The organism is Leifsonia aquatica (assembly GCF_014190775.1).
GTDB lineage: Bacteria > Actinomycetota > Actinomycetes > Actinomycetales > Microbacteriaceae > Leifsonia > Leifsonia aquatica.
In genome coordinates this window covers 107267-132724 of sequence record NZ_JACHVP010000005.1, presented here as the reverse complement: position 1 = coordinate 132724, position 25458 = coordinate 107267, and the positions used below count along the sequence as shown (strand labels likewise).

General features: G+C 72.7%; 25 protein-coding genes. 12 read left to right on the top strand and 13 right to left on the bottom strand.

Annotated elements, in window-relative coordinates; translation table 11 throughout:
* The gene (locus FHX33_RS18820; protein ID WP_246311570.1) at positions 1-615 is read right to left on the bottom strand and encodes a CGNR zinc finger domain-containing protein; all 615 of its coding nucleotides are present in this window, start codon (positions 613-615) and stop codon (positions 1-3) included.
* A gap of 99 nt (positions 616-714) precedes the next feature.
* Here FHX33_RS18820 and FHX33_RS18815 point away from each other — a divergent pair, with 99 nt between their 5' ends.
* Complete coding sequence (locus FHX33_RS18815; RefSeq protein ID WP_183428859.1) at positions 715-1323, top strand: GNAT family N-acetyltransferase; 609 nt, start codon at positions 715-717, stop codon at positions 1321-1323.
* A 13-nt stretch (positions 1324-1336) separates the two neighbouring features.
* On the opposite strand, the gene FHX33_RS18810 is transcribed toward FHX33_RS18815, so the two are convergent.
* The 6 genes from FHX33_RS18810 to FHX33_RS18785 all read right to left on the bottom strand — a co-directional run bounded on the left by FHX33_RS18810 (position 1337) and on the right by FHX33_RS18785 (position 5312).
* Positions 1337-1858 carry a SprT-like domain-containing protein gene (locus tag FHX33_RS18810; protein WP_179701410.1) on the bottom strand — a complete coding sequence of 174 codons (522 nt, stop codon included), beginning with the start codon at positions 1856-1858 and terminating at the stop codon, positions 1337-1339.
* A gap of 114 nt (positions 1859-1972) precedes the next feature.
* Positions 1973-2500 (bottom strand): tetratricopeptide repeat protein, encoded by a 528-nt coding sequence (locus tag FHX33_RS18805; RefSeq protein WP_021758117.1) that lies wholly within the window; start codon positions 2498-2500, stop codon positions 1973-1975.
* A 111-nt stretch (positions 2501-2611) separates the two neighbouring features.
* Positions 2612-3793 (bottom strand): PQQ-dependent sugar dehydrogenase, encoded by a 1182-nt coding sequence (locus tag FHX33_RS18800; RefSeq protein WP_183428858.1) that lies wholly within the window; start codon positions 3791-3793, stop codon positions 2612-2614.
* A 27-nt stretch (positions 3794-3820) separates the two neighbouring features.
* Positions 3821-4123, bottom strand: a complete 303-nt coding sequence (locus FHX33_RS18795) for a DUF427 domain-containing protein (protein WP_021765634.1) — start codon at positions 4121-4123, stop codon at positions 3821-3823.
* An 83-nt stretch (positions 4124-4206) separates the two neighbouring features.
* Complete coding sequence (locus tag FHX33_RS22225; protein ID WP_183428857.1) at positions 4207-4818, bottom strand: 2-phosphosulfolactate phosphatase; 612 nt, start codon at positions 4816-4818, stop codon at positions 4207-4209.
* Positions 4815-5312: an EVE domain-containing protein gene (locus FHX33_RS18785; protein WP_021764023.1), complete on the bottom strand. Its 498-nt coding sequence runs from the start codon at positions 5310-5312 to the stop codon at positions 4815-4817. Before FHX33_RS18785 ends, FHX33_RS22225 begins: the two co-directional genes overlap by 4 nt.
* Before the next feature lie 102 nt (positions 5313-5414).
* On the opposite strand from FHX33_RS18785, the gene FHX33_RS18780 reads away from it, so the two are divergent.
* Both FHX33_RS18780 and FHX33_RS18775 read left to right on the top strand, forming a co-directional pair.
* Positions 5415-5975 (top strand): hypothetical protein, encoded by a 561-nt coding sequence (locus tag FHX33_RS18780; RefSeq protein WP_021764022.1) that lies wholly within the window; start codon positions 5415-5417, stop codon positions 5973-5975.
* A gap of 2 nt (positions 5976-5977) precedes the next feature.
* Positions 5978-6673: a DUF1684 domain-containing protein gene (locus FHX33_RS18775; RefSeq protein ID WP_021764021.1), complete on the top strand. Its 696-nt coding sequence runs from the start codon at positions 5978-5980 to the stop codon at positions 6671-6673.
* A 20-nt stretch (positions 6674-6693) separates the two neighbouring features.
* On the opposite strand, the gene FHX33_RS18770 is transcribed toward FHX33_RS18775, so the two are convergent.
* Positions 6694-8913 (bottom strand): HelD family protein, encoded by a 2220-nt coding sequence (locus tag FHX33_RS18770; protein ID WP_021764020.1) that lies wholly within the window; start codon positions 8911-8913, stop codon positions 6694-6696.
* A gap of 258 nt (positions 8914-9171) precedes the next feature.
* Between FHX33_RS18770 and FHX33_RS18765 the strand changes: the two genes are divergently transcribed.
* Together FHX33_RS18765 and FHX33_RS18760 are read left to right on the top strand one after the other, a co-directional pair.
* A complete protein-coding gene (locus FHX33_RS18765) occupies positions 9172-10857 on the top strand; it encodes a DEAD/DEAH box helicase (RefSeq protein WP_183428856.1) in 1686 nt (561 codons plus the stop codon).
* Between the two features lie 167 nt (positions 10858-11024).
* Positions 11025-11474, top strand: coding sequence for a hypothetical protein (locus FHX33_RS18760; protein WP_021765181.1), 450 nt, complete (start codon positions 11025-11027; stop codon positions 11472-11474).
* On the opposite strand, the gene FHX33_RS18755 is transcribed toward FHX33_RS18760, so the two are convergent.
* The 3 genes from FHX33_RS18755 to FHX33_RS18745 all read right to left on the bottom strand — a co-directional run bounded on the left by FHX33_RS18755 (position 11471) and on the right by FHX33_RS18745 (position 13873).
* Entirely contained in the window at positions 11471-12091 is a 621-nt protein-coding gene (locus FHX33_RS18755) for a TetR/AcrR family transcriptional regulator (protein ID WP_021765182.1), read from the bottom strand. The two genes, FHX33_RS18760 and FHX33_RS18755, sit on opposite strands and share 4 nt — an antisense overlap.
* Complete coding sequence (locus FHX33_RS18750; RefSeq protein ID WP_183428855.1) at positions 12084-12941, bottom strand: alpha/beta fold hydrolase; 858 nt, start codon at positions 12939-12941, stop codon at positions 12084-12086. The genes FHX33_RS18755 and FHX33_RS18750 overlap by 8 nt, the downstream gene beginning before the upstream one ends.
* Before the next feature lie 65 nt (positions 12942-13006).
* Positions 13007-13873: an SDR family NAD(P)-dependent oxidoreductase gene (locus tag FHX33_RS18745; protein ID WP_183428854.1), complete on the bottom strand. Its 867-nt coding sequence runs from the start codon at positions 13871-13873 to the stop codon at positions 13007-13009.
* A gap of 59 nt (positions 13874-13932) precedes the next feature.
* On the opposite strand from FHX33_RS18745, the gene FHX33_RS18740 reads away from it, so the two are divergent.
* Entirely contained in the window at positions 13933-14595 is a 663-nt protein-coding gene (locus FHX33_RS18740) for a TetR family transcriptional regulator (RefSeq protein ID WP_021764904.1), read from the top strand.
* A gap of 9 nt (positions 14596-14604) precedes the next feature.
* On the opposite strand, the gene FHX33_RS18735 is transcribed toward FHX33_RS18740, so the two are convergent.
* Positions 14605-15189, bottom strand: a complete 585-nt coding sequence (locus FHX33_RS18735) for an NUDIX hydrolase family protein (protein ID WP_021764903.1) — start codon at positions 15187-15189, stop codon at positions 14605-14607.
* Positions 15190-15305: 116 nt separating this feature from the next.
* Between FHX33_RS18735 and FHX33_RS18730 the strand changes: the two genes are divergently transcribed.
* The 3 genes from FHX33_RS18730 (at position 15306) to FHX33_RS18720 (ending at position 21503) form a co-directional block, all read left to right on the top strand.
* Positions 15306-15956 carry an alpha/beta hydrolase gene (locus FHX33_RS18730; protein ID WP_039923636.1) on the top strand — a complete coding sequence of 217 codons (651 nt, stop codon included), beginning with the start codon at positions 15306-15308 and terminating at the stop codon, positions 15954-15956.
* Positions 15957-16076: 120 nt separating this feature from the next.
* Positions 16077-20678: an ATP-dependent helicase gene (locus FHX33_RS18725; protein WP_183428853.1), complete on the top strand. Its 4602-nt coding sequence runs from the start codon at positions 16077-16079 to the stop codon at positions 20676-20678.
* A gap of 48 nt (positions 20679-20726) precedes the next feature.
* The gene (locus FHX33_RS18720) at positions 20727-21503 is read left to right on the top strand and encodes an Fpg/Nei family DNA glycosylase (RefSeq protein WP_183428852.1); all 777 of its coding nucleotides are present in this window, start codon (positions 20727-20729) and stop codon (positions 21501-21503) included.
* A gap of 101 nt (positions 21504-21604) precedes the next feature.
* On the opposite strand, the gene FHX33_RS18715 is transcribed toward FHX33_RS18720, so the two are convergent.
* A complete protein-coding gene (locus tag FHX33_RS18715) occupies positions 21605-22195 on the bottom strand; it encodes an NADPH-dependent FMN reductase (RefSeq protein WP_021760360.1) in 591 nt (196 codons plus the stop codon).
* Between the two features lie 84 nt (positions 22196-22279).
* On the opposite strand from FHX33_RS18715, the gene FHX33_RS18710 reads away from it, so the two are divergent.
* From FHX33_RS18710 to FHX33_RS22220, 3 genes are all read left to right on the top strand, one after another.
* Complete coding sequence (locus FHX33_RS18710) at positions 22280-22825, top strand: hypothetical protein (protein ID WP_021760358.1); 546 nt, start codon at positions 22280-22282, stop codon at positions 22823-22825.
* 46 nt (positions 22826-22871) lie between these two features.
* Positions 22872-23378, top strand: a complete 507-nt coding sequence (locus FHX33_RS18705) for a MarR family winged helix-turn-helix transcriptional regulator (RefSeq protein WP_021760356.1) — start codon at positions 22872-22874, stop codon at positions 23376-23378.
* A 128-nt stretch (positions 23379-23506) separates the two neighbouring features.
* On the top strand, positions 23507-25279 hold the full coding sequence (locus tag FHX33_RS22220; RefSeq protein WP_183428851.1) for an LCP family glycopolymer transferase: 1773 nt from the start codon (positions 23507-23509) through the stop codon (positions 25277-25279).
* Positions 25280-25458 lie beyond the last annotated feature (179 nt).

Sequence of the window (25458 nt, the reverse complement as noted above, 5' to 3'; positions counted from 1 at the left end):
CTATTGTGGCGTGCGCGCTCCCGCACGCGCGCGATGCGCACGCACCTTGGCCCGGTTGCCGCACCGCTGCATCGAGCACCAGCGCCGGTTGCCGCTGCGGGAGGTGTCCAGGTACACGAGGTCGCAGTCGTCGGCGGAGCACTCGCGGATGCGGCCGTCGGCCTCCGGTCCGAACAGGCGGACGGCGTCGCGGGCGATCGTGCCGAGCGCCTGGTGCGGGCGCGCGTTGGTGCGGCCCGCCTGGCGGCCACCGCCCGGAAGCACCGGCGGGATGTCGGGAGTCGCGGCGAAGAGGTTGACGACGTCCACGTCGTCGGGCGCGAGGGTCTCGCCGCGGCTGGCCTGACGGGCGAGGCGGCCGATGGCGGAGCGCAGACCGGTCGCGTCTCGGAACTCGCGCTCGCCGGCGGTGGGAGCGACATCCGGGAAGCGCTCGACCAGCCAGTCGTTCAGAGCGGCGGCGTCGGCGACGGGCTGGGACTCCTCGGGGCGGTCGAGGCCGCCGCTGTAGGCGAAGTCGAGGGCGAGGGAGCCGGAGTCGAACCACCAGCGCGGACCCTCGGCGTCCTCCATCCACTGTCCGGTACCGCGGGGGAGGATCGAGTCGGTGGCCATGTAACCAATATAGTCGGTTAGCTCATCGGCTCCCGCCGATGCCCGTCGGCGCGAGACCTCCGAAACCCTATCGCACGCGGTGCCTGCAATACTGGCCGGATGACCGCTCGCCGTCCCGATCCCGCCGCCGTGCTCGAGGGGACCACCGTGCGTCTCCGCGCGCTCACGCTCGACGACCTGCCCGACCTCTTCGACGCCATCGGGCATCCCGAGGTCTTCGCCGGCGGCTGGGGAGGCGGCCCCGCCGCGTACCGCGACACCTACGAGGAGTGGCGCGCGTTCATGCTGGAGTACCTCGCGTGGGACGCGGGCAACGTCTACGCCGTGACCCTGCGCGACGGCGACCGGATCGTCGGGACCACCACCCTGGGCGATTTCGACCTGGCGAACGGCTCCGCCCACATCGGCTGGACCGCCTATGCGCCGGAGGTCTGGGGCACGCGGGTCAACGCGGAGGCCAAGCGCCTGCTCCTCGGCGCCGCCTTCGACCACGGGCTCGAGCGGGTGAAGCTGCAGGCGGACGTGCTCAACGAGCGCTCCCGGGCGGCCATCCTGCGCCTCGGCGCGCAGTTCGAGGGCGTCCTGCGGCACACCCAGCCCCGCGCCGACGGCAGCTGGCGCGATACCGCCGTGTACTCCGTCCTCAGCGAAGAGTGGCCGGCCGTGCGCGCGGGCCTCGACGAGCGGTTGGCCGCCCAGACGGCCTGAGCCGCGCCGTCCCCTACCGCAGCGCGCGGGTGGACGACTCCTCGGCCGCGCTCGCTGCCGCCGTGCGTCGCTGAGCGGGCGTGACCTCCCGGTGCTGCCACGAGATGAGGTTCGCCGCGTCGAACCGGCGGCTGCACGCCCCGCACGCCAGCGCCCGGGCGGGCTTGCGGTAGCGGTAGTGCGTGTGCCCGTTCGGGCAGGTGCCGACCCACGGCGCCAGCTCGTCGGCGATGGCGCCGCCGTGCAGCCGCTTGCCCTCGTAGCCGAGGTCGAGCGCGATCGCACGCCAGCGCGGGCCGTGCCCGGCGCGCGACCCGGCGAGCGCGTGCGCCACCTCGTGCAGGAGCACCTGGTGGATCTCGTCGTCGTCGTACCGCGTCGCCAGGTAGCGCGACACCGTGATCGTCTTGGTCGTGTAGTTGCACAGCCCGGCACGGGTCTTCGCGTTGTCGAAGCCGAAGCTCCACACGGCCGGGTCGAGGTGCAGGGCGATGAGGGCGTCTGCCCACCGGCGCACGCGGTCCAGTTCCGCCATCAGTGCGCGACTCCTCCGAGGGCGACTCCCCCGGCGGTGGAGTGGGCGGCGCATCCGGTCATGCCCGGAATCCTACGCGGGCCCGGGCGAGCCTTCCAGGTATCGGCGCGAGGGTCATCCCTGCTCGTCGTGGCGCTGCTCGTCGCGCGTCGGCTGATCGCGCTGCGCCTCCGACAGGGACTGCACGACGGCGACGGCGAGGAGGGCGCCCTCGATCTCCGCGGGGGACGCACCGAGCTTCTCCCGCAGGAACACCGCGGCGGTCATGTCGGAGAGGGCGTTGTCGTAGTCCTTCATGTCGAAGTAGACCTTGCCGCGGCTCTGGATGGCGAACGCCTCCAGCGCGGTCCACTCGCGGCCCCGGGTCTCGGTGACGCAGTCGCTCAGCTCGACGACGGCCTCGTCGTACTTTCCGAGGTACTGCAGCACCTGGGCACGGCGGATGCGGGCGCCGATCAGCTGTTCGCGGTCGCCGGTGAAACGGGCCTGACGCACGGCCTCGGTGCCGATCGTGAGCGCCTCGTCGAGCCGGCCGAGGAGACGGAGCAGCACGGTCTTCTCGTTGAGCGCGCTCATGCTGCGCAGGTTGCCGAGTTCGTCCAACCGGGCGCCGGCAGCGCGAAGGTCGACGCGCTCGCGCAAGGTGGACGGATCGTATCCGAGGATGATGTTCAGGGTTCTGCTCCCGAATCGTGCGGTTCGGGATCCAGACTACCTGTCGCGGCGCCGCCCGCGGCCCTCCGACGGTCCGGTTCAGCCCGGGAGCCGTGCGGGATCAGCAGGCGCGAGCGCGACCTCCAGTAGCCGATCGTCCCCGGATCGGGGATCGCCGCGCCCGTCGGTGTTGTTCGTCAGCACCCAGAGGCGGTCACCGCGCGAGACGACGTCACGGAGCCGGCCGTACGTGCCGTCGAAGAACGCCTCCGCCGTCACCGGCGCGCCGCCCGCGGTGGACCACACGGTCCAGAGCCGCTCGCCGCGGAGGGCGGCGATGAAGATCGTGTCGCCGACCACGGCCAGCCCGCTCGGGCTCGCCTCGGACGTGCGCCACTGCTGCACGGGGTCGGTGTACTTCGGATCGCCGGCGATGCCCTCGACGACCGGCCAGCCGTAGTCCGCGCCGGGACGGATGATGTTCAGCTCGTCCCAGGTGTCCTGCCCGAACTCGCTCGCCCACATCGTGCCGCGCGAGTCCCAGCCGATGCCCTGCGGGTTGCGGTGCCCGTAGCTCCACACCGGCGAGCCCGGGAACGGGTTGTCGGCGGGCACCTGGCCGTCGGGCGTCACACGCAGGATCTTGCCGCCGAGGGACGAGAGGTCCTGGGCGCGATCCGTGTCGCCGGCGTCGCCGACCGTGACGTAGAGCATCCCGTCCGGCCCGAAGGCGATGCGGCCGCCGTTGTGGTTCGAGCCTTTCGGGAGGCCTGCGATCACCGTCTCGGGGGCGCCGATCGTGTAGCTGCCGGGCACGCCGGTGAGCGGGAGGCGGACGACCCGGTTGTCGTCCGCGGTCGTCTCGTAGGCGTAGAGCCGGGCCGGCTCGGACCCGGCGGGGACGGCGAGGCCGAGCAGTCCGCCCTCCCCCGCGTGCACGACGCCGGGGACGGTGCGCACATCGCGCAGGCCGCCCTGCGGCAGCCGTTCGCGGATCAGCCCGGAGTCGCGCTCGCTGATCAGCGCCGATCCGCTCGGGAGGGGGACGATCGACCAGGGCGCGTCGAGCCCGGTCTCGAGCACCGTCGCATCCCCCGCGGGCTGCAACGGCACGGCCGCCACCGCCGAGGACGTTCCCGTCGGGCGCGGCTGTGGAGTGGAGGTGGCCGTGCGGGACGCGGTCGGCGACGGAGCCGGTGGCGCGCAGGCGGCCAGCACCGCGAGGACGGTCGCGGCGACCGCCGCGACGCCCGCCGCTCGCGCTGCCCGAGATCCGCTCATGCCGATCGCGTCCCGTCGCGGGTCAGGTCACTCGACGACCTGGACTTCCTTCCAGAAGGCCACGTAGTCGCTGAAGTCCTTGCCCACGCGGTCGAACGCGGTCGGGTACGGCGTGGGGTATGACCACGCGCGGTCCTGCAGGAGCGCGCCGCCGTCCTTCACGGAGAAGTACTGGCACTCGCCCTTCCAGGGACAGGTGTACGGAGTGGCGCTCTCGACCAGGTACTCCGTGTTGACGCTCGCGGGCGGGAAGTACCAGTTGCCCTCGATGCGGATCAGCTCCTCCTCGGGAGCCTCGGCGATGACAGTGTCGTTCAGGACTGCTTTCATGATGCAACCTCCTCGCAGAGCGGAACGCGTCGTGCGGACCGATCATTCCGGGAGGGTACTCCCCTCCGCCGCGAGGTCGCCTGTCAGTCGGCGGGGGCGCGCAGCACCTCGACCGCGTCGACCGTGCCGAGCCGTCCGGCGGGGGCGATGTCGGCCGGGGCGACGCCGGCCGCCACGAGCTCCTGGCCCGAGACGGAGGCGGTGAGGAGGTGCGCGACGGCTCCGCGCAGGCCCGTGAACGCGGCGCACGCGGCGGCCGCCTCCGGGGAGCTGTAGTCGATGCCGAGAGCGGCGAGCGCGTCGATCACGGCACCGGCGGCGAGGAGGTCCTCGACGGCGAATCGCGTCGATCCGCTCGCGGTCGAGCCGCCGGCCGCGACGACCGCGATCATCGCGCGACGGCCGAGGCGCACTTGCTCCGCGAGCGCCCAGGACGCGACGGCCGCGGGATTGGTGAGACCGGCGGCCACGACGGCGCCCCGGCCGGGGACGGCCGCGAGGTCGGGTGCCGCAGCGGCGATCGCGCCGTCGCCGAGCGTGTCGACCCAGATCACGATGTCGGCGTCGCCGGCGACCGCCCGTGCGCCGTCGGCGGCCCAGTCGAAGCGCACCTGGTACTTGGCCTGGCGGTGCGCGGCGGGGGTGTCGGGAGTGTCGGAGGCGGTCGTGGTCGGGAGGGTGGTCGGCTCGGTCACCGGGCCATCGTAATGCGGGGCGCCGGCCGCGACGGCCGTGTTTCGCCGGGTGACGGCCTCATCTGGCGGCGGATCAGCTCGAAGTCGTGCCGGCTGATCTCGATCACCCCGCGGCGCAGCTGGTAGCCCCAGTCGCGGTTGTCGCGGGTGAAGTCGAGCGACGGGAGCAAGGGCCGGATCGGGGTGGGGATGGCATCGTGGTCCCACTCGATCCGCCGCCGCCACGGGCGGAAGTCGCCGGCCGGACCGCGCATCGACTCCCCCTGCGTGACCTGGAACGCCTCCCCGTCGGCGACGCGGCCGACGGCGGTGAACTCCTTGAGCGGGTCACCGTCGGGGTAGGTGGTCTTCGGCGAGTAGTAGACGAACCCGTCGGCCGGGCCCATCCACTCGAGCGGACCGCGCGCGCCGTGGTTGACCTGCGCGAAACCGCCCGCGACGCCACGGAGCACGTGGTCGCGCTGCACCACGCCCAGCCAGTAGCGGATCGCCATGCTCCCGTTCTAGCGCATCCCACCGACACCGTGCGCCAGGCGGAGTCGGGAATGCGCCGGGAAACCTGCCCGGCCGGCTCCGCACGGGACGACACTGGGAGGATGCGCGTGCTGCTCAAGTTCCTCCTCGATTGCGATCCCGACGCCGCCTGGCGCGCCCTGCAGAGCCCGACCGCGTTCCGGGAGGTGGCGCTGCCGTGGCTCGACTTCCGGCCCGACGGCGACTCCTCATTCCCCACGGTGTGGGGCGATGGCGAGCACCGCGTGCGGGTGCGAGCGCTCGGCGCGTTCACCGTCGGGACGCAGGCCATCCGGCTCGACACGCTGCGACCGGCCGGAGCGGCCGAGCACGCCACCCGCATCCTGCGCGACAGCGGGGGTGGCACGGGCGGAGTGCTCTCCGCGATCCCGCACCTGGACCACCGCATGGCGATCGCCCCCGACCCGGCCGGGCCGGACGCGGACGGGCGCTTGCGCACCCTCTACCGCGACCAGCTGATCGTGCGGGCCGGCGCGCTCACGCCCGTCGCCTGGTACACGCTGTGGGCGTTCTGGCAGTGGCGCGGGCACCGTCTGCGCCGCCTCGCGCCGACCTGGGCCTACGACCCGCCAGCCGCTAGCGTGGCGGAAGAACCGGACGAGCCCGGCCGAACCGAGGAGTGAGCATGAGCACCGTCGAAGACGACCCGGCCACCGGAGCCGGCGAGGCACCCGCCGCCTCCCGCGCGGTCACCGCCGTGCAGACCGCCGACTGGCGACGGCGCGTCTTCGCCCTGTACGCCTCGGTCCGCCGGCTCGCCGGCACGGATCCGGTCGCGGCGCACGCCCACTGGATCTCGTGCCGCGACGACCTGTTCTCGTCGCATCCGGCCTCCCCGCTGCTCGAAGAGGACCGCGCGCGCTTCACCGGGCTGCCGGTCGCGGCCTACGACCCGGAGTGGCGGTTCGAGCTGCCGATCCACGCGCCCGCCGAACCGCGGCGGATGGATGTCGAGACCGGCACCGACGGCGTCGTGCCGTTCGAGCTGCTCGGCACGGTGCGCATCCCGCTCGCCGGCACGCTCGACGTCTGGCGCCTCTCGTCGTACGGCGGCGGGATCTTCGTGCCGGTGAAGGATGCGCTCGCCGGGCGTCCCGGGGGCACCTACGGGGGCGGCCGCTACCTCATCGACACGATCAAGGGCGCCGACCTGGGGCTCGACGCGGACGGCGACGAGGCCACCATCGTGCTCGACTTCAACTTCGCGTACAACCCGTCGTGCGCGTACGACCCGGCATGGGCCTGCCCGCTCGCACAGGCGGGCAACACGCTCGCGACCGAGGTGCCGGTCGGCGAGCGGTACTCCGGGACGTACGCGTAGCTCAGCCCGGCCGGTCCCCGTCAGCGCGCGACGAGCGTCAGTCGCTGGGTCGGCCGGGTCATCGCGACGTACAGGGTCGCCGCCCCACGGGCGGTCTCCGCGGCGAGCGCACCGGGATCGGCGAGCACGACGGCGTCGAACTCGAGCCCCTTGGCCTCGTAGCCGCTGAGCACCGCGATCGGGCGGTTCAGACCAGCGGCGCCGCGGCCCGCGTGCTCGCCGTAGCGCGCCGTGATCGCCGCCGCGACCGCCTCCACCTCCCGCACCGGAGCGATCACCGCGAGCGTGCCCTGGGTATCGATGCCCCGATCGTGCTCGACCGCCGCCACCACCGCGTCGGGCAGAGTGGCGCCGTCCGCGCTCACGCGACGGATGGGCCAGTCGCCCTCGCGCACGGAGCGCGTCGGGGTGATCGGGAGGCCCGCGCTCTGCGCCATGCGCTCCGCCTCCTGGGCGATCTGGGCCGGCGTGCGGTAGTTGACCGTGAGCTCCTCGAGCCGCCAGGAGTCCTTGAAGTACGGCTGCAGCGCAGCGGCCCAGCTGGTCGCGCCGGCCGGCGACGACACCTGCGCGATATCGCCGACGATGGTGAACGACCGCATCGGGCACCGGCGGACGAGCACGCGCCACTGCATCGGCGAGAGCTCCTGGGCCTCGTCGACCACCACGTGCCCGTAGGTCCACGACCGGTCGGCGGAGGCGCGCTCGGCCGTGGTGCCGCGGTCCTCCTGCTCGGCGAACCCGTCGGCCAGCTGCTCGGCGCTGACCAGGCCCTCCACCCCCATGTTGCGGATGGCGGCCTTGGCGTTCTCGATGTCGCGCTTGCGCTGCCGGTCGCGCTCGCGGGCGGCGGGATCGGGCCGGCCCGGGAAGTCGCCGAGCAGTTCGGCGGCCTCGTCGAGCAGGGGCACGTCGGAGACGGTGAACGGCGCGGAGCGCTCACGCAGCAGGGCGGCGCGCTGCTCGGCGCTCCACCGCGGGGTCAGTTCCGTGAGCCAGGCGGGACGCGCGTACAGGTCCTGCAGGAGCTTCTGCGGGGTGAGCGGCAGCCAGGCCGTGTTGAGCAGGACGCGGATGTCGTAGGAGGTGCGCAGGTCCTCCCGCAGCACCTTCAGATCCGCCTCGTCCAACGTGGAGCCGGAGGCCCGCAGCTGGGCGGCGAGCTGATCCGTCAGCTCGCCGAGGGCGTGCTTGACGAACGTGACGCGCGCGACGTTGTGCGGCTTGCCGGAGCGCTGGGCCTTGGCGATGGCGCGCTGGACCAGGTCGGGCTGCACCACGAGGCGCTCGTTGTCGACGACCACGGTCTGCGGCGCATCCGGCGCCTTCTGCCGCGACCGCACGGCCCGCGAGAGCAACCGCGCCATCTGCGCCGACCCCTTCAGGCGCGCGGCCTCGGCCTCGTCGTCGGTCGTCGCCTCCACCCCGGGGAACAGCTCGCCGAGCGTCTGCAGCACGACGCCGGTCTCGCCGAGCGAGGGCAGCACGGCCTCGATATAGCGCAGGAACGCGGTCGACGGGCCCACCACCAGCACACCGGACGAACCCAGCCGCTGCCGGTTCGCGTAGAGCAGGTACGCGGCGCGGTGCAGCGCGACGGCGGTCTTGCCGGTGCCGGGGCCGCCCTGCACGACGAGCGCACCGCGCAGGTCGGAGCGGATGATGCGGTCCTGCTCGGCCTGGATGGTCGCGACGATGTCGCCCATGCGGCCGGTGCGCTGCGCGCTGAGCGCGGCGAGGAGCGCGCCCTCGCCCTGCACGCTCTCGCCCGCGGCCCGGTCGCCGGACAGCAGGGCCTCGTCGAAGACCTCGTCGTCGATCCGGACGACTTCCCGGCCGGTCATGGTCAGGTGGCGGCGGGCGCGCACGCCCATCCGCTCGTTCGCCGTCGCCTGATAGAAGGCGCCGGCCTGCTGCGCACGCCAGTCGATCAGCAGCGAGCGCTGGTCGTCGTCGCGCAGGCCGATGCGTCCGATGTACCGGTGGGCCGAGCCGTCGACGGTCTCCTCCAGCAGGAGGCGGCCGAAGACCAGGCGGGCATCCACGTCGCGCAGCTGGATGAGTTGATCCTCATAGAGCCGGGCGAACGCGTCCCGCTCGCTGCGGGCCTGGTGGTTTCCGCCCACCGATTCGCGGCGCACCCGGGTCAGGCGTTCGGCCGTTTCGGCGCGCAGGGCGTCCAGACGCTCGTACAGGCCCTCGACGACCGCGCGTTCGCGATCGAGCTCCGATTCGTGCACCCGATGACCGCCTCTCGATTCCGGGCCGAAAGTCTACGACCTCCACCCGGGACTGCGCTCCCAGCCAGACACGGTAGGATGGTGTCACTGCGAGCCATCCGACGGCTCCTGCGTCGTAGAACGCACCGCGCAAGCGACGGGCACCGCCCCGCCTGCGCCACTTTCTCACGGCGAACGAAACGTGCATCCCGCACCTTCGCCATTACGTCCCGTGCGTCCGAAAAACCCGCGCCGGGGCCTTATGCCCGAAAGGCACCAGTGACCACCACGACCTTCGCCGATCTCGGCGTGCCCGCTCCTCTCGTCGCCGTTCTCGCGGCCGACGGCAAGACCGAGGCGTTCCCCATCCAGGCCGACACCCTGCCCGACACCCTGTCGGGCCGCGACGTCCTCGGACGCGGCAAGACCGGCTCCGGCAAGACCATCGCCTTCAGCCTCCCCCTCGTCGCCCGGCTCTCCGACGGCGCGCCCAGCCGCGGCCGCAGCAGCCGCCCGCGCGGCCTCGTGCTCGCCCCGACCCGCGAGCTCGCCACGCAGATCGCCGCGACCCTGAAGCCGCTCGCCGACTCGGCCGGCCTCGCCATCACCACGATCTTCGGCGGCGTCTCGCAGAGCCGTCAGGTCGCGGCCCTCCGTGCCGGCGTCGACATCGTCGTCGCCTGCCCCGGCCGCCTCGACGACCTGATGAAGCAGGGCGAGATCTCGCTCGACCGGATCGAGATCACCGTGCTCGACGAGGCCGACCACATGGCCGACCTCGGCTTCCTGCCCGTCGTCACGCGCATCATGGACAAGACCCCCACCGGCGGCCAGCGCATGCTGTTCTCCGCCACGCTCGACAACGGCGTGGACAAGCTCGTGAAGCGGTTCCTGCAGAACGAGGCGATGCACTCCGTCGACGAGGCCACCAGCCACGTCGCGGCGATGACCCACCACGTCTTCGAGGTGCGGGACGCCGACGCCAAGAAGGACCTCGTGACGGCCCTCGCCTCGGGGCGCGGCCGCCGCATCCTCTTCACCCGCACCAAGCACCAGGCCAAGCGCCTCGCCAAGCAGCTCACCTCGTCGGGCGTGCCCGCGGTCGACCTGCACGGCAACCTCTCCCAGCCCGCCCGCGACCGCAACCTGGCCGCGTTCGGCTCGGGCGAGGTGCGCGTGCTCGTCGCCACGGACGTCGCCGCGCGCGGCGTGCACGTGGACGACGTCGAGCTCGTCGTGCACGTGGATCCGCCGGCGGAGCACAAGGCGTACCTCCACCGCTCCGGCCGCACCGCTCGTGCGGGCAGCGCGGGCGACGTGGTCACCGTGATGCTCACCGAGCAGGCCGGCGATGTGAAGGTCCTCCTGCGCAACGCCGCCATCACTGTGACCCCGCAGAAGGTCACCGCCGACTCCCCGGCCGTCACCGAGCTCGTCGGCGAGCCGGCCGAGCGCATCGCCCCCACCGACGCCCCCGCGGCATCGGGCGGCGGACGCCAGGGCGGCGCACAGGCCGGCGGCGGACGCTCCGGCGCGCAGAAGTCGGGCGGCCAGCGCCGCACGCAGGCCCCCTCCGGCGAGTCGGCCGGCGGCGGACGCCGTCGCCGCGGACGCGGGAACGGCTCGGCCGGTGACGGCGCGGGCGCGAGCCAGCGCGACGGTCAGCAGCGCGATGGTCAGCAGCAGAACGGCCAGGGGCGTCGCCGCGGCCAGGGCGGCCAGGGCGGCCAGGGCCAGAACGGCCAGGGCGGTCAGGGTCGCGGCGGCCAGGCCGGCAGCGGCTCGCACGGCGGTCGCGGACGCGACGCGGTCGAGGGCGGTCGCCACGGCACCGAGCGCTCGTCGGCGAAGCAGTCGCCGTCGCGCGGCGGTGACAACCGTCGCTCGGGCGGACAGATCCGCATGGGCGACCTGGTCAACGGCAGCACCAGCCGCGGCCTCGGCTCGCGCCGCGCGCGCGGCTGAGCCCGGCACCCGGCACTCCACGCAGAGCGGGGTCGCGACACGCCATCCGGTCATCACGGCCGGGGCGCGTCGCGGCCCCGCTCTCGTTTCGCGGGCCACCGCATAGGATCGCGGTGATGCGAAGCGCCGGACTCAGACTCCGGCACCGATGCGAGGGGGAGATCGGGATGTTCGGTTCGAAGAAGAAGCGCAGTCTCAGCGATCTGGTGGAGCAGCTCCGGCCCGACCTCAGCCGGGAATCGCTGGGCGTCGGGCCCGACTTCCCGGGCGTCGTCCCGAACCCGTACCTGAGCAGTGCTGCCCGCAAGCGCAAGGCGGAACTGCGCACGGGGACGCTTGCGCTCGGAGTCCTCGTCGACTGGCGCGAGGTCAGCAGCGACGGCAGCCCACGTGTGGTCCTGATGCTCGACGTGGAGACGGCCGACGGTATCTCGTTCCGCGGTATCGCTGACGAAGACCTCACCATCACCGAGCTCACGCGGCTCTCGCCCGGACAGACGCTGCCCGTGCGCTACCGGCCGGCGGTCATGGACCACTACGTCGCCCTCGCCCGGGACGCGGATCCCGCCGAGGTGCAGCGGCTCTCCGACGACATCGCGAGCCGCGAGCGGCCCTAGGCGGGGCGAGACTCCAGGATCTCTTCCGCGCCCTGCGCCGCCATCGCCTCCAGTCCCGCAATGACCACGGCGACCAGGCGGTCGAAGGTGCGATCGAGGTCGTCCGGGAGGCCGAAGCCACCACCCAGCTCCAGGCTGATGAAGCCGTGGAGCGAACTGCGGAGGATGCGGATGGCGTCCACGTTCGCGTCGTCCGGCAGCCCGAAGGCGCGAAGGGCGGCGGACAGCACCTGCACGGTCTCCCCTGCACGTGCCGCCAGCTCAGCGTCGGCCGACTCGGCCAGGTGCGGAGCGACCTGCGTGGACGCGTAGCGCCCGGGATGCATGTGCGCGTAGCCGCGGAGGGCGACCGCCGCCGCTCGCACGGCCTCCTCCCCCGACCGGCCGATGGTCGCCGCCGCGAGGGCCCTGGTGAGCTCGGCCACGGCCTCCGTGGCGACCAGGCGGCGCAGATCCACGAGCGACGCGACGTGCTTGTAGAGGCTCGGGACGGCGACGCCGGCGCGCGCTGCGACGGCGGCGAGGGTGAGGCGATCGAAGCCGCTCACCCCGCCCTCGTCGACGAGTTCGAGCGCGACGTCCGTGACCGACGCCCGGCTGAGGCCCGCCCTAGGCACGCGTACCCGCCCATCCCGCCGCACGGCGCTCCTGGAGGAACTCGAGCGTCGCCGGGACCGTGACGTCCGGGCGCTGCGCGTGCGGGTAGTGGGCGGCATCGGAGACGCGGACGACGCGAGCGCCGAGCGACTCGATCCAGTCGGCCTCCGCCGCGGCGTCGGGGAAGTCGGGGTCGAACTCGCCGACGAACGCGATCATCGGCGCCTGCACCTCGGGCAGCCGCGGCTCCACGACGGAGTGCGTCAGCTGAAGCGCCAGGCGCCGGAAGTCGCGCAGCCGGCCGGGCTCACGCAGATTCGCGCGGATGGCGGTGACGTGCTCGTCGAGCCACGGTGCCGCGTGTCCCTTGTTGAGCGGCTTCTTGTAGTAGCCCGCCCAGAACGCGGCGCCCCAGGGGCGGGCGAGGACCACGCCGAACAGCGCCTTCTGGAAGGCGGCCGTCGCGCGGCTCGCAGCGGGATCCCGCAGCAGCGGTCCGTAGAGCGCCAGCCCGGCGATGGCGTCTGGTCGCTCGGCCGCGGCCCAGGCGGCTGCCGCCGCGCCCATGGAGTTGCCGAGCACGACGGCCGGGCCGCCGAGCTCGTCGATCAGCGCGATCAGGTCTTCCCCCGTGGCGATGTCGCCGAAGGTGGTGAAGCCCGTGTCGGAGTCGCCGTGGGAGCGGAGGTCGGTGACCGCCACGCAGTACCCGGCGTCGACCAGAGGGCCGACGAGCTCGCGATAGCTGGAGCGGAGGTCGCCCATCCCCGGGACGGCGACCACGAGCGGGCCGGAGCCCTCGACGGTGTAGCTGATGCGTCCCTCGGGGCGCTGCAGGAAGTGGACCTGCGAGGCGATGGAAGTGTTCATAGCCGTAAAGCTAATACCATTAGCTTCTTTGCGCAAGGACTTTTCTCACACTCCTCGCCGGAGTGTCAGTCCGCGTCGACCGGGAGCGCGACGGGGTACTCCTCGCCGCTGTCGGCGGAGATGCTGACGGCGCTCCAGGTGCGCGCCTCCTCCAGCTGCCGCTCGGAGTAGTCGATCGCCATGGCCTGGGCGGTGCGGCCGAGCAGGAGATGCGACGGCTGCTCGTCCGCGTGCGCGACACGCACCAGGATCTCCGCCGCGCGCGCCGGATCACCCGCCATGACCCGCGTGCCGCGCATCGCCCCCATCGCTCCCACGGTCTGCTCGTACTCGGCGGGGATGTCGCCGACGCCCATGGACGAACCCGCCCAGTCGGTCGCGAAACCGCTCGGTTCGACGACCATCACCCGCACGCCGAACGGCGCCGTCTCCGCCGCGAGCACGCGGCTGAAGCCGTCGACCGCGAACTTCGCCGCCTGGTAGGAGCCGATGCCCGGCGAGCCGCCGACCCGGCCGCCCACCGACGAGAACTGCACGATGAGGCCGCCGCCCTGCTCGCGGAGGAGAGGGATGGCCGCGGTCGAGACGGTGTACACACCCCAGAAGTTGGTCTCGAACTGTGTGCGGAAGTCGCTGGGAGAGCCCGTCTCGATCGGCGCGACGTTGGCGTAGCCGGCGTTGTTGACCAGCACATCGATGCGGCCGAAACGGTCGCGGGCAGCGGCGAGCGCGGACGCGGCGGCGCCGGGATCGGTGACGTCGAGCGGCAGGGCGACGACGCGGTCCGCGCCGTATTCGGCGATCAGGTCGTCGAGTTGCTCGGGGGTGCGTGCCGTGGCGGCGACGCGGTCGCCGTGGCGCAGGGCCGCCTCGGCGAGGGCGCGGCCGAAACCGCGCGACGAACCGGTGATGAACCAGGTGAACTCAGTCATGCGAGTTAGTACAACACTGTTTCGTTAATAACGCAACCTCGTTGCACTAGAATGGACCCATGACGACGGCACCGTTCGAACGAGCGCGCTCCGCCGACGCCAAGCTGGCGCGCGAGGAGGCGATCCTGGCCGCAGCACGCGCAGAGGCGGAGCGTCGCGGCACCCGGGAGGTCACCCTCACCGACATCGCAGACGCGGTCGGCATGCACAAGTCGGGCCTGCTGCGGTATTTCGAGACGCGGGAGCAGATCTTCCTGCGCCTCACGGCGGAGGAGTGGCGGTCGTGGGCGGGCTGGCTCCTGCCGCTCCTGTCGTCGTGGCGCACCGCATCACCCCTGCGGCTGGCCTCGGCCCTGAGCGACACGCTCGTGGCGCGGCCGCTGTTCTGCGACCTCCTGGCCCACACCCCGCTCAACCTCGAACGGAACGTGTCGGTCGAGACGGTGCGCGGCTTCAAGCTCGACGTGCACGTGCACGTCGAGGTGATCGCCGGCGAGCTGCGCCGACTGCGGCCGGGGCTCACCGAACTGCAGGCGATCGACGTGATCGCCACGGCGACGAGCATGGCCGGGGCGCAATGGCAGATGGCGACGCCCGGGCCGGAGCTGGAGGCCGTCTACCGCAGCGACCCGCGGCTGCGCCACGCGATCGTCGAGGTCGGGCCGAGACTCACGCGGGTGCTCACGGCCCTGCTGGCGGGGATGGACGCGGAGGATAAGTAGCCAGGACGGCTAGGGCGCGACGCACCCGACCGACGCCATGGCGGTCTTGACCAGAGCGCCGCGACCGCCCTCCATCTCTTCGGCGACCGTCGGGGAGACGGCCTCCTCCGGCGTCATCCACGTGAGCTCCAGCGCATCCTGACGCGGCTCGCAGGTGCCGGTGACGGGGACCACGTACGCCAGGGAGACGGCGTGCTGACGCTCATCGGTGTAGGCCGTGACGCCCGGCATCGGGAAGTACTCGGCGACCTGGAACGGCACCGGGCTCGCGGGGAGCAGCGGGAAAGCCATGGGGCCGAGATCCTTCTCGAGGTGGCGGAACAGCGCCTCACGCAGGGTCTCGCCGTACATCACCCGGCCGGAGACGAGCGTGCGCGTCATCTCCCCCACCGCGTTGGCGCGGAGCAGGATGCCGACCTGCGTCACCTGGCCGAGGCCGTCGACGCGCACCGGGACCGCCTCCACGTACAGCAGCGGCAGTCGGCGCCGGATCTGCTCCAACTCGATGTCGCTCAGCCACGCCGGACCGGGCTGGCCGCCGTTGCCGGGCAGCGGGTCGGGGGTCGGATCGGGATCCGGGGTGCGAACGCTCATGGGTCGATAGTACGGAACGCGCGCCCGCGAGACCCCCAGGGACCCGGAGATCTGTGGACAAGCGGCACGCGATCGGGGGCTGTGAAGCGGTTCGGCAGGGGGACAGAATGGTCGGTGTGCCGTTCCCCACACCCGACCTCCACATCGACCGCGATGCCGTGCTCTGGTCAGCCGGCGAGAAGGACCGGGCAGGCCGGCCGCTGCTGGTGCTCCTGCACGGCTACGGGTCGGACGAGGCGGACCTCTTCGGGATCGCGGCATACCTCCCCCTGGAGCCGGTGATCGCGTCGCTGCGCGCGCCCATCCCCGAAGGGCCGGGCTTCGCCTGGTTCTCCCGCTTCACGAACGTGCCGAGCGACCCCCTCGCCGGCAACGCCGACGCCGCCGCCCGCGCGGTGCTCACGTGGCTCGACGAGCAACCGGCCGCGCCGACCGGTCTGCTCGGGTTCTCCCAGGGCGGCGCGATGGCCCTCCAGCTGCTGCGGCTCGCGCCGGAGCGCTTCGACTACGCCGTGCAGCTCTCGGGCTTCGTCGTGCAGGGCGAGCAGGAGGGCGACGCCGCGCTCACGCGCGACCCGGTGCCGGTGTTCTGGGGGCGCGGGACGATGGACGACACCATCCCGGCCGCCTCCATCGACCGCACGGCGGAGTGGCTGCCCGGGCATTCGGCGCTCGACGCGCGCATCTACGAGGGGCTCGGCCACGGCATCTCGCCGCTGGAGCTGGGCGACATCTCCACCTTCATCCGCGCGCGGCTGCCCCGCTGAGGCTCACCCCTCCCGCGACATTCGGCACGAATCGCGGGATACGGCACCCCAAAGTCGACATTCGGCACGAATCGCGGCGGGCGGTTACGGGTGTCGGAGGTCGGGGGCAGGATGGTGTGGATGGGCGATGTGCTCGAGCGGTTCTCCCCCGCGACCCGTGAGTGGTTCCGTGGGGCGTTCGCCGCGCCCACTCCCGCACAGGAGGGCGCCTGGGAGGCGATCTCGCACGGACGGCACGCCCTCGTCATCGCGCCGACCGGTTCGGGCAAGACCCTGGCGTCGTTCCTCTGGGCGATCGACCGGCTCGCGAGCGAGCAGCGCGCTCCCGACGCCCCGAAGGGCACGCGGGTCCTGTACATCTCGCCGCTGAAGGCGCTGGGCGTCGACGTGGAGCGCAACCTGCGCGCGCCGCTCGTCGGCGTGACGCAGACGGCCAAGCGGCTCGGCGCGGAGCCGCCGCACGTGACGGTCGGCGTGCGCTCGGGCGACACCCCGTCGTCCGACCGGCGCGCGCTCGTGACGAACCCGCCGGACATCCTGATCACGACGCCCGAGTCGCTGTTCCTCATGCTCACGTCGCAGGCGCGCGAGACGCTGACCTCGGTCGAGACGGTGATCGTCGACGAGGTGCACGCCGTCGCGTCGACCAAGCGCGGCGCGCACCTCGCGCTCTCCCTGGAGCGGCTGGATGCACTGCTGCCGAAGCCGGCGCAGCGCATCGGGCTCTCCGCGACGGTCCGCCCTCCCGAGGAGGTCGCGCGCTTCCTCGGCGGCCGCGGCCCAGTGGAGGTCGTGGCGCCGCCGTCGGGCAAGCGGTTCGACCTGCGCGTGGTCGTGCCGGTCGAGGACATGAGCGAGCTCGGCACCTCCACCTTCGCCAGCGGCAACGACGACGGCTCGCCGCCGCAGGCCGGATCGATCTGGCCGCACGTGGAGGAGGCGATCGTCGACCGGGTCGTCGAGCACCGCTCCTCGATCGTCTTCACCAACTCGCGTCGGCTGGCCGAGCGGCTGACGGCACGGCTCAACGAGATCTACGAGGAGCGCGTGCTCGGCGGCGAACTCGACGCGGGAGCGCAACGACGCCCGCCGGCCGAGCTGATGGGCGGCTCCGGGCAGACGCGCGGCGCGCAAGCCGTGGCGGACGACGCCGACGCCCTCGTGCTCGCGCGCGCGCACCACGGCTCGGTCAGCAAGGAGCAGCGCGCGCTCATCGAGGACGACCTCAAGACCGGACGCCTGCGCTGCGTCGTGGCGACCTCCAGCCTCGAGCTGGGCATCGACATGGGCGCGGTCGACCTGGTCATCCAGGTGGAGGCGCCGCCGTCGGTCGCGAGCGGGCTGCAGCGCGTCGGCCGCGCCGGCCACCAGGTGGGCGAGGTGAGCCGCGGCGTCGTCTTCCCGAAGCACCGTGCCGACCTCATCCACTCCGCCGTCGCCACCGAGCGGATGACCGCGGGGCTGATCGAGACGCTCCGGGTGCCGGCGAACCCGCTCGACATCCTGGCCCAGCAGACGGTCGCGGCCTGCGCCCTCGAGCCGATCGACGCGGACGACTGGTTCGACATGGTCCGCCGGAGCGCACCGTTCGCGACGCTCCCCCGCAGCGCCTACGACGCGACGCTCGACCTGCTGGCCGGGCGCTACCCGTCCGACGAGTTCGCCGAGCTGCGGCCGCGCGTGGTCTGGGACCGCGACACCGGAGCGATCACCGGACGTCCCGGCGCGCAGCGGCTCGCGGTGACGAGCGGCGGCACCATCCCGGACCGCGGCCTCTTCGGCGTGTACATGGTGGGCGAGAAGGCCAGCCGTGTCGGCGAGCTCGACGAGGAGATGGTCTACGAGTCGCGCGTCGGGGACGTGTTCGCGCTCGGCTCGACAAGCTGGCGCATCCAGGAGATCACCCACGACCGCGTGCTGGTGACGCCCGCCTTCGGCGAGCCGGGCCGCCTGCCGTTCTGGAAGGGCGACGGGCTCGGTCGCCCGGTGGAGCTAGGGCGCGCGGTCGGCGCCTTCCAGCGCGAGCTGAGCACGGCCTCCCCCGCCGACGCCGAGCTGCGCTGCGTGGAGGCGGGGCTCGACGCGTGGGCGACGAACAACCTCCTGTCGTTCCTCGCCGAGCAGAAGACCGCGACGGGATACGTTCCGACCGATCGCACGCTGGTCGTCGAACGCTTCCGCGACGAGCTCGGCGACTGGCGCGTCATCCTGCATTCCCCGTACGGCATGCAGATCCACTCGCCGTGGGCGCTGGCGGTGCAGGCGCGCGTGCGGGAACGCTACGGGATCGATGCGGGCGCCATGGCGGCGGACGACGGCATCATCGTGCGTATTCCCGACACGGAATCCCAGCCTCCCGGCGGCGAGCTCTTCGTCTTCGAGCCGCAGGAGCTGGACGAGCTGGTGACGAACGAGGTCGGCGGCTCGGCGCTGTTCGCCTCGCGGTTCCGCGAGTGCGCGGCACGCGCCCTGCTGCTGCCCAAGTACAACCCGGGCAAGCGGTCGCCGCTCTGGCAGCAGCGGCAGAAGGCGTCGCAACTGCTGGATGTGGCGCGCAAGTATCCGAGCTTCCCGATCATCCTCGAGACCATCCGCGAGTGCCTGCAAGACGTCTACGACCTCCCCGCGCTGGACGAGATCGCCAAGCAGATCGAGCAGCGGAGCATCCGCATCGTGGAGGCCGCGACCGAGACGGCCTCGCCGTTCGCGCGGTCCCTGCTCTTCGGCTACGTGGCGGCGTTCATGTACGAGGGCGACAGCCCGCTCGCCGAGCGCCGGGCCGCGGCGCTGTCGCTCGACACCGGTCTGCTCGCCGAGCTGCTCGGACGCGCCGAGCTGCGGGAACTGCTCGACCCCGCGGTGATCGAGCGCGTCGAGCTGCAACTGCAGCGACTCGACCCCGAGCGCCGCGTGCGAGGCCTGGAGGGCGTCGCCGATCTGCTGCGCCTGCTCGGACCGCTCAACGCGGAGGAGGTCGCGGCGCGATCCGAGAACGAGGACGTCGCCGAGGCGGCGGGCCACCTCGCCGCGCTGGTCGACGCGAAGCGCGCCCTCGCCGTGACGATCGCCGGCGTCGAGCGCTTCTCGGCGATCGAGGACGCCAGCCGGTTGCGGGACGCGCTGGGCGTGCCCCTGCCCATCGGCGTCCCGGTCGCCTTCATCGAGCCGGTCGACGACCCGCTCGGGGACCTCGTCAGTCGCTTCGCGCGCACCCACGGACCGTTCGAGACCGCGGACGTCGCGTCGCGGTTCGGCCTCGGCACCGCCATCGTGCACGACGCGCTGCGGCGGCTCGCGCACGACGGCCGCGTGGTCGAGGGCGAGTTCCGGCCGCACGCGCACGGCAGCGAGTGGAGCGACGCCGAGGTGCTCCGACGGTTGCGGCGGATGTCGCTCGCCGCCCTGCGCCACGAGGTCGAGCCGGTCGACACCGCGACCTTCGCGCGGTTCCTCCCCGACTGGCAGCACGTCGGCTCGACGCTGCGCGGCGTGGATGCGGTGGCCTCGGTCATCGAGCAGCTCGCCGGCGCGCGCATCCCGGCGTCCGCGTGGGAATCGCTGATCCTGCCGAGCCGCGTCGCCGACTACAGCCCGACCATGCTCGACGAGCTCACCGCCACCGGCGAGGTCATCTGGGCGGGCGACGGCTCGCTGCCCGGCTCGGACGGATGGATGAGCCTCCACCTCACCGACAGCGCGCCGCTCACCCTCGCGCCTCCCGGCGAGCACGAACCGGACGAGTTGCAGCGCGGGGTGCTGGACGCGCTGTCGCGCGGCGGCGGCTTCTTCTTCCGGCAGCTGTCGGACGCGATGGGGGTCGCCGCCGGCGAGCCCGTCGACGACGCCGCCCTGGTGACCGCGCTCTGGGACCTGGTGTGGGCGGGCCTCGTCACGAACGACACGCTCGCTCCGCTCCGCACGCTGACCGGCGGCGGCTCCGGCGCCCACAAGCGACCGCGGCAGCCGACACGGGCGCGCATGTACCGCGGCCGGGCAGCGGCACGCTCGGCGATGGTGACCCGGATGGGACCGCCGACCGTCGCCGGCCGCTGGTCCCTGCTGCCGGAACGCGACCTCGACTCCACGGTGCGCGCGCACGGCCAGGCCGAGACGCTGCTCGACCGCTACGGCGTCGTGACCCGCGGCTCGGTCATGAACGAGGGGACGCCCGGCGGCTTCGCCCTCGCCTACAAGGTGCTCAGCGGCTTCGAGGAGACGGGCCGCGCCCGCCGCGGCTACTTCGTCGAGACCCTCGGCGCCGCACAGTTCGCGACCGGGGCGACCGTCGACCGGCTGCGCGGCTTCACCCGCGATCCCCTGCAGGAGCGCGAGCACTCCGCGATCGCGCTGGCCGCCACCGACCCCGCGAACCCGTACGGCGCCGCCCTCCCCTGGCCGGCCGTGCCCGGCGAGGCGGGGACGGGGCACCGACCTGGGCGCAAGGCGGGTGCCCTCGTCGTGCTGGTCGACGGCGAGCTGACGCTGTACGTCGAGCGCGGCGGCAAGAGCCTGCTCTCCTTCTCCGACCCGGAGGACGCGGAGGCCGGCCCGACGCTCGCTGCCGCCTCGCGCGCGCTCGCCGCGCTGGTCACCGGGCGTCGCGTCGACAAGCTGGCCGTCGAGACGGTGAACGGCGGCTTCGTGCTGGGCACGCCCACCGGCGACGCCCTCGCCGAGGCGGGCTTCCTGGCCATCCCGCGCGGGCTGCGGCTGCGCTCGTGACGGCTGCGGCTGCGCTGGTGAGGGCTGCGCCCGGGCCGAGGAGGCCGCGTGCCCGAGGGTGACACCGTCTACCAGGCGGCGCGGCGGCTGCGGGAGGCCCTGGCCGGGCGGGTGCTGACGGCGAGCGACTTCCGCGTCCCGGCGTATGCGACCGTCGACCTCTCCGGCGAGCGCGTGGACGAGGTCGTGAGCCGGGGCAAGCACCTGCTGATGCGGGTCGGCGAGCACACCATCCACTCGCACCTGAAGATGGACGGCTCGTGGGAGGTCTACCGGCCGGGCGAGCGGTGGCGGCATCCCGCGTTCCAGGCGCGCGCCGTGCTGCGGACCGCGGAGGCCGATGCGGTCGGCTTCCTGCTCGGCGTGCTGGAGGTGCTGCCGCGAGCGCGCGAAGAGGAGGTCGTCGGCCACCTCGGCCCCGACCTGCTCGGGCCCGATTGGGTCGCGGAGGAGGCCGTGCGGCGCATCGCCGCGCACCCGGACACCCCGATCGCCGTCGCCCTGCTCGATCAGCGCAACCTCGCCGGGCTGGGCAACGTCTACGCGAACGAGCTGTGCTTCCTGCGCGGGATGCTGCCCACGCGTCCCGTCGCCGAAGTGGATGTGCCCGCGGCGGTCGACCTCGGCCACCGGCTCATCGTCGCCAACCGCGACCGGCCGCGGCGGGTGACGACCGGCGACACCCGCCGCGGCCGCAACACCTGGGTGTACGGCCGCGGCGGGCAGCCCTGCCGCCGCTGCGGGACGCGCATCCGGCGCACCGAGCTCGGCCGCACCGAGCTCGAGGAGCGCGTGACATACTTCTGCCCCGTCTGCCAGACCTAGCGCGGAGCGCGCTCTGCGTCGAGGCGGCACGAAGTGCACGCGAAACCGCCGAGAGGGCGGAATGTTCGCACTCTCGGCGGCGGGGTGCCACGCGGGTCAGGTCAGGCGGCGGCGTCCTCGGCGGGCGCAGCGGCAGCCGCCGTGCGGACGCTCTCGAGGGCGGCCGACCAGGACTCGAGCTGGGCGAAGAGCGGGGTGAGGGCCGCCTCCTGCTGCGCGGTGGGCTTCAGCGACCAGTTCTCGAAGTCGTGCGCGAGGCTCAGGCCGACGAAGGCGCTGACGGTCGCGACCTGGAGCTGCGACAGCACGAGACGCAGGTGCTCGACGGCACGCGCACCGCCGAAGACGCCGTAGCTGACGAAACCCGCGGCCTTGTTGGCCCACTCGGCGCCGACGAAGTCGATCGCGTTCTTGAGCGCGCCGGAGGTGCTGTGGTTGTACTCGGGAGTCACGAACAGGTAGCCGTCGAACTCGGCGATCTTCGCCGCCCACGCCTTGGTGTGGTCGTTCGCGTACTGCCCCATCGCGGCGGGCATCGCCTCGTCGAGGTGCGGGAGGTTCCAGTCGGCGAGGTCGACGAGCTCGTACTCGACGCCCGCGCGCTTCGCGGCATGCTCGTAGACCCAGCGGGCGACGGCCTCGCCGTTGCGGCCCGGCCGGGTGCTGCCGATGATGATCGCGATCTTCGTCATTGTCCATCCTTCGTTTTGGGTGACGTGTCACCGAGTTCGAACCTCGGCCCGGCCTCCTGCATTCCCGTCCCGTAGGCTTCTCGCATGCCTCCGCGGGATGACGACCGGCCCGACGACACACGCCTGCCCGCAGACGCGACCGAGGAGCAGCGCCGGCAGGCGGGCGACCGCCTGCGCGAGCGGATCTACGCGACGTTCACCGCCCTCGCCGTGCTGGTCGCGCTGAACGGCCACGGCGAGCACCTCGTCCCGGGAGACGTGCTGTGGACGATGCTGATCTCGGTGGTCGGTGTGCTGCTCGCGGGCCTCGCCTCCGACCTGGTCTCGCACATGATCGTGCACACCACACTGCCCAGCGCCCTCGAGTTCCGGCACATGGTCGCGGTCGCCTCCCGCGCGCTCGGCGTGCTCGTCGTCCCGGTGATCATGCTGCTGTTGGCCATCGGCGGTGTCGTGGCGGTCCACACGGCGATGACCGTCGCGATCATCGCGCTGATCGTCTCCCTCGCGGTCGTGGCGCGGATCGCCGTCTCGCGCACGGGACTCGCCGGCTGGAAGCAGCTGCTCGTGCTCGCCGTGATCGTCGCGCTCGGAGTGCTGGTCGTGTTCCTGGAGCAGCTCGCCCACTGACGGCCCGGGCACGCCCGCCGTCGCCCGACGCGTGCGAGGATGACGTATGCCCACCGCGCGCACCCAGCCAGACCCGCGCAAGCTCAGCGACGACGAAGAGCGCCTCTTCCACGCGTTCTATCTGATGCGCCGGGGATTCGACCGCACGCTCGACGTGCAGCTGCAGCACGACAACGGCATCTCGATCTCCGAGCTGGAGGTGCTGATGGCCCTCGTCCGCTCCCCCGGGCGGCGTCTGCGGGTGCGCGATCTCGTCGCCCTCACCGGCTGGGAGAAGAGCCGCGTCTCGCACCAGGTGACCCGCATGGCGGCGCGCGGGCTCGTCGAGCGCCAGGACTGCGCGGAGGACCGCCGGGCCAGCTGGATCCAGCTCACCGGCGAGGGGCGCCGGGTCGTGGTGCGCGCGCTGCCGGAGCACACGGCGACGATCCGCCGCATCCTGTACGACGCGATCACACCCGAGCAGCAGGAGGCCCTGCTCGCGATCTCCGAGCGGATGACGGCCGCGATGGATGCCACGGACGCTGGCGGCGCCACGGGCGCCACGGACTGAGCGTTCTCGCAGAGCCGTCGCCCGCCACCTGAGCCGGGCCTGGGAGGTCGGAGGCGAAAACCTGGCGATTCGTCGGGAACGCCGCGGAAACCAGGACCTCTTCAGGCGGCGCCCTCTAGCGTTCTGATGTGCGACGACCGAACCTCCCCGACACCCCCGGCGCCGACGGACGCGGCGATGACCGCGAGCCGGCGACCGAGGTCTTCGGCCGTGCGCCCGCCGCCGACCCGCGCCGGCCGGTGCGGGCGACGCGCCCCGCCTCCCAGGTGCGCTCCGGCGCGGCCGCAGGCGGTGCCGCGGCCGGCGGCGGGTTCGACCCGTTCGGCACCGGTGCAGGGGCCGACGAGCCGTACGACGGCGGACGCGGCGGCGGTCGCGGGAACGGTGGAGGCGGCGGCGGTCGCGGGAACGGCGGACGCGGCGGCTCCGGCGACGGCGGCAACACCGGCGGGCCCGGCGACGGCACCCCGGGCAAGCGCGGGCGCGACCCGCGCAAGCGCCGCCGCACCAAGCGGATCGTCGCGTGGACGGCCGGCACCCTGGCCGTGCTCCTCGTAGTGCTCGGCGGTTACGCGGCCTACAGCTACTTCCGCTTCGTCAACGGCGTGAGCCATGTCGACGTGATCTCCAAGTCGGGCACGGATGTGGACGGCACCGACCAGAACATCCTCCTCGTCGGGGACGACCACCGTCCCGAAGGCGCCACCCAGGCCGAGCTCGACCAGCTCAGCACCACCGACGACGGCGGCGGCACGAACACCGACACGATGATGATCCTGCACATCCCGGCGGACGGGAAGTCGGCGACGCTCATCTCGCTGCCCCGCGACTCGTGGGTGGAGGTGCCGGGCCACGGGATGAACAAGCTCAACTCCGCGTTCTCCCTCGGCGGCGGCGCCACCGATCCGACGAGCGGCGCGAAGCTGCTGATCCAGACGGTCCAGAACCTCACGGGTCTGTCGATCGACCACTACGTGCGCGTCTCCCTGCTCGGCTTCTACACGATCGCCCAGGCGCTCGGACCGGTGCAGGTGTGTCTCAACGAGGCCGTCGACGACCCGTACTCGGGCGCGAACTTCCCGGCGGGGGTCTCGACGCTCGACGCCAAGCAGGCGCTCTCGTTCGTGCGCCAGCGCCACGGCCTCCCTCGCGGCGACCTCGACCGCGTCGTGCGTCAGCAGTACTTCCTGTCGGTGGAGGCGCACAAGTTCCTCTCCGCCGGGACGCTGCTCAACCCGGGCAAGCTGACCAACGTCCTGGATGCGGTCAGCGGCTCGCTCGAGACCGATCCCGGACTCAACTTCCTGCAGCTCGGCGCCCAGATGCAGGGACTCACGGGCGGCAAGATCCAGTCGGCGACCATCCCGATCTCGGGCACCCCGACGATCACGGTCGACGGCGAGGACCTCTCGATCGTGGAGGTGGACACGGCCGCGATGCCCGCGTTCATCCAGAGCCTGATGGGCACGCCGAGCGCCTACGACAAGGCGACCGCGGCGAAGCCGGCCGACACGACCGTGACCGTGCTGAACGGCGGAAGCCAGAACGGCGCCGCCGGGACCGCCACGCAGGCGTTCGCCGCAGCCGGCTTCAAGACCGGGACCCCGGGCGATGCGGACACCATCGCGACGACCACCATCCAGTACCCCTCGGGACAGGAGGCGCAGGCGAAGGCCGTGGCGGCCCTCCTCCCGGGCGCCGCCGTGCAGGAGACGAGCAGCGTCTCCGGTGTGACCGTGGTGCTGGGCGACGACGGCATCATGCCGGGGGCTGGGGGCGCGTCCAGCGGGTCCGGCTCCGGCTCGTCCTCCGGTTCGGGATCGTCGGGCTCGGGATCGGCGCCCGCGCCGACGCCGTCGTCCCCGGCGACCAGCTACAGCGACACGGTCTGCATCAACTGACGACCTCCGATCAGCCGAAAAGGCAGCGGCAGATTTTCGTGCACGCGAGATCGACGGGCCGGTCCTCGCGACTATGCGATGAGAGCTGTGCGTAAAATCCTAAATCCAGCGTTCTTGCTCTGGAACTCTTGAGCATTAACTGCGAGAGTGAGTATGTACCTGGACCGCGGACGCGACAG